The following is a 4,035-nucleotide window of genomic DNA, read 5'->3' as shown; positions in this document are numbered from 1 at the left end:
AGGGGCGGCAGGATATATACTTGTATGTCTGCTTATCATAATCTTCTCAAAGCGTGCAATAAGACCTGTTGTGGAAAGCTTTGAAAAGCAAAAGCAGTTCATCACCGACGCAGGGCACGAGATAAAAACGCCGCTGGCCATAATCTCCGCAAACACGGAAGTTCTTGAAATGGTGTCAGAGCCAAACCAGTGGACGGTGAGCATAAAAAATCAGATAACAAGGCTCAACGGTCTGCTGAAAGAGCTTTTAAGCCTTGCAAAAATGGAGGAGGAAAAGCCTGCTCTTACCATGGCTGATTTCAATATTTCTGACGCTGTTTATGACGCCGCTTCGCCTTTTACTACCCTTGCGGAAACAAAGGGCAAAAAGCTCACCATTGATGTTGCCAACGGACTTTCCTATCACGGTGACGAGGGTGCGATAAGACAGCTTGTTTCTATCCTCACGGAAAATGCAGTAAAATATGCTGACGAGGATGGCGAGATAATAGTAAAGCTTTTCACTTCTCATAATGGCAAGGAAACTGACCTAGAAGTTTCAAATACCTGCAAAGAACCACCGCAAGGCGACCTAACAAAACTTTTTGACAGATTTTATCGTGACGACAGCTCACGTTCTCGGTCAAAAGGTGAGAAAAAAGGCGGCTACGGCATTGGGCTTTCTATTGCACAGGCAATAGTCAGGTCGCACAAAAGCAAGATATCATGCAAAGCCGAAAACGGCATGATGATATTTACAGCACAGCTTAAATAACTGCAAAGCAGAGTTGGTCACCAGCCGCTCTGCTTTTTTATAATATGACATTTGTCACATGAAGATATGACTTTGCTCACTAGCTTTTTGGCGGATAGTATTGTATAATGATAATACAAACTAAGGGAGGTTTTTCTTATGGCTGAAACTGTAGTAAAAATAGACAATCTGGTAAAAAGATACAAGGAGCTTATTGCTCTTGACCACTTTGATCTTGAAATAAAAAAAGGCGAGGTCTTCGGACTTCTCGGTCCTAACGGTTCGGGTAAGACCACCACGATAAACTGCCTGCTCTCACTGTTGGCATACGATAAGGGCGACATCGAGATATTCGGTGAAAAAATGTCCCCTGTGAACTATGGGGTAAAAAAGCGTATTGGCGTTATAATGCAGAATGTTGCGGTGTTTGACGAGCTGACTGTGTATGAGAACATTGACTATTTTTGCGGGCTTTACATCACCGACAAAGCCACACGAAAGAAATATGTTGACGATGCCATAGCTTTTGTGGGACTTGAGGACTTTGTGAAGTTCCACCCTAAAAAGCTTTCAGGCGGTCTGCTCAGACGACTTAACATTGCCTGTGGTATTGCACACAAGCCTGAGCTTATCATACTTGACGAGCCGACAGTTGCCGTTGACCCACAATCAAGAAACAAGATACCGGAGGGCATTTTACAGCTCAACCGTGAAGGTGCGACTATAATTTACACCTCCCACTACATGGAAGAAGTCGAGCAGATATGCACCCGTATCGCCATAATGGATAAGGGCAGTAAGATAGCCGAGGGTACTACAGAGGAACTCAAACGCATGATAAAGAACACCGAAACTATCACCGCCGAGATACTCCAGCTTCCTGAAAACGTCCGTGAACAAATAGAAGCTTTGGAACACGTTTATAATGTTTCCTATGCCGACAACAAGCTCGTTGCACGCTGTACAGGGGGACGGCACAATCTTATTGAGATACTGAAAATATTGCAGGAAAATCAGGTGGGCTTCGGCAGCGTTTATTCTGAGCAGCCTACCCTCAATGACGTTTTCCTTGAAATAACCGGCAAAGCTCTCAGGGATAAGGAGTGATAGAATGTTCTCAAACATATTCAAATACGAATTTAAAAGCTGTCTGCGTCAAAAAGCCATACTCTTCTGGCTCATAGCCTTTCCCATAATACTGGGTTGCTTTTTTAAGATGGCGTTTTCAGGAATATACGAAAAAGATGTTGTATTCAATGCGATACCTGTTGCGGTGACAAATATAGAAGAAAACGATATCCTTAAACAGGTGCTTGAACAGATAACAGATAGTGATGAGGCTCTTTTCAAGGTGACGTATACAGACATTGACAAGGCAGAAGAAATGCTTAAAAGCGAGGATATAAAAGGCATTATAAAAGCTTCCGACCTCTCCCTTGAGTTTGGCTCAACAGGTATCCAGCAGACTATTGTAAAGACTTTCATACAGCAATACAAAACTCAGGAAAAGATAATAACCGACACTGCAAAGAACGCTCCGCAAAAGCTTGATAAGGTCATAGCTTCCCTTTCTGAGAAGATAAGCCCAAATGAGGATATACCTCTCCACGGCAATCCTGATATAACGATACAGTTTTTCTATAATCTTCTTGCCATGACGGCACTTTTCGGCTCGATGTCAGGTCTGTTCGTGGCACAGGAAAATCAGGGTGACCTGTCTGCACTTGGCGCAAGACGTTGCTGTTCTCCAGTGAACAAGCTTACAAGCATAACGGCAACGCTCCTTGCTTTTCATGCGGTGGAAATGATATGCATGGTGATATCGGTGACGTTCCTAAGATTTGTGCTTAAAGTGGATTTCGGCAGTAAGCTCCCCCTTGTTTACCTTGCCGCAGTGCTAGGCGGAATAATGGGAATATCCATGGGATTTTTCGTTGGCTCTTTCCGCATAAAAGAGGGTTTAAAAATGTCTGTAGTCATGGCGGTATCAATGACCTGCTGTTTCTTCAGCGGTCTTATGTCAAACACCATGAAAGGCACTGTTGCAGAGCATTGCCCGATATTCAATGAAATAAACCCTGCCGCAGTTATCTCAGACAGCTTCTATTGTCTTAATCTCTACGATGACTACAGGCGGTTCACAGTGAAGATAATTTCAATGGCGATATACACAGTGCTGTTCACCCTTGGTGGATATGTTCTTACAAGGAGGCGTAAATATGCAAGTCTTTAAGACCTTTATGAAAATACTCAAAACAAGACTTACGTCTGCTTTATTATATCTCGTCATATTTATGGTCATAGCAGTAATAATGGCGGATACTGCAAAAGATAACAATGACTATGAGGACTATAAAATGTCCGTATCCGTCATTGACCGTGACAACAGTGCCGAAAGCAAGCGTTTGCAGGACTTTATATTCAGCGACAACAAAAAGGTGGAGCTTGCAGATGATGAAGACGAGGTCATCGACGCCGTTTATTATCAACGTGCCAACTATGTTCTCTATATAAACAAGGGCTTTGGCAACAAGATAAACGCAGGGGATTTTGACGGACTTTTTGAGAATTTCAAAATGCCCTCCAGCTACGGCGGACAGCTTTTTGAAAGCAGGCTTGACGGCTATCTTTCAAGCGTAAAGGCGTACATGACGGCAGGTGAAAGCACAGAAAACGCCATGGAGCTTGCCCAAACGGCAGTTTCTCAGCAAGTAAAGGCGGAGCTTAAAAACTTTAACAACAAGGGCGGAACAGGTATGCCGGCAATATTCGGCTACTATTTTCAGTATCTTGCATACGTTATGCTGTCCATGCTCATTGTTACCCTTTGCCCTGTAATACTTACGCTAAACAGAAAAGGCGTTCGAGAACGCACAATGTGTTCAAGCCTGACATCAGCAAACTACAGCAGACAGACGGCTCTTGGGGCAAGTATCTTGGTGTTTAGCATATGGCTTTTGTTTATGATAGTCGCAATAATTTGGGGCAAAACGCTCAGCGTGAAATTCTGGCTCGCCTGCCTTAACAGCTTTGTATATATCATTGCCGCCGCAGGCATAGCAATGATAATAGCGCAGTTTGACCTTAGCGACAACGGCATAACTGCTATATCGAACATAATCGGTCTTGGCATGAGCTTTCTTTGCGGAGTTTTCGTGCCGCAGGAATTGCTCACAGGAGGCGTTCTTGCAGTGGGAAGATTGTTCCCTGCATACTGGTACACCAAAGCCAACAATATGCTTTTCGGCATGAGCGGTGGAGTATTCAGCACAAAGGAATATCTCATCTGCATTGGTATCGAG

Annotated in this window: 4 protein-coding genes; all 4 read left to right on the top strand. The window is 43.7% G+C overall.

Going from position 1 to position 4,035, the window contains the following annotated elements; all coding sequences use genetic code 11:
* The coding region (locus tag QVO88_RS06375; RefSeq protein ID WP_288177840.1) for a HAMP domain-containing sensor histidine kinase at positions 1 to 754 on the top strand (754 nt) is incomplete at its 5' end.
* Positions 755 to 892: 138 nt separating this feature from the next.
* Positions 893 to 1,840 (top strand): ABC transporter ATP-binding protein, encoded by a 948-nt coding sequence (locus QVO88_RS06370; protein WP_022287669.1) that lies wholly within the window; start codon positions 893 to 895, stop codon positions 1,838 to 1,840.
* Positions 1,841 to 1,844: 4 nt separating this feature from the next.
* A complete protein-coding gene (locus QVO88_RS06365; RefSeq protein WP_022287668.1) occupies positions 1,845 to 2,966 on the top strand; it encodes an ABC transporter permease in 1,122 nt (373 codons plus the stop codon).
* On the top strand, positions 2,953 to 4,035 hold a 1,083-nt coding region (locus tag QVO88_RS06360; RefSeq protein WP_288177839.1), incomplete at its 3' end, for an ABC transporter permease. The genes QVO88_RS06365 and QVO88_RS06360, both read left to right, overlap by 14 nt.

The organism is Ruminococcus sp. CAG:57, from assembly GCF_000435935.1.
Taxonomy (GTDB): domain Bacteria; phylum Bacillota; class Clostridia; order Oscillospirales; family Ruminococcaceae; genus Hominimerdicola; species Hominimerdicola aceti.
This window is presented reverse-complemented; position numbering and strand designations above follow the sequence as displayed.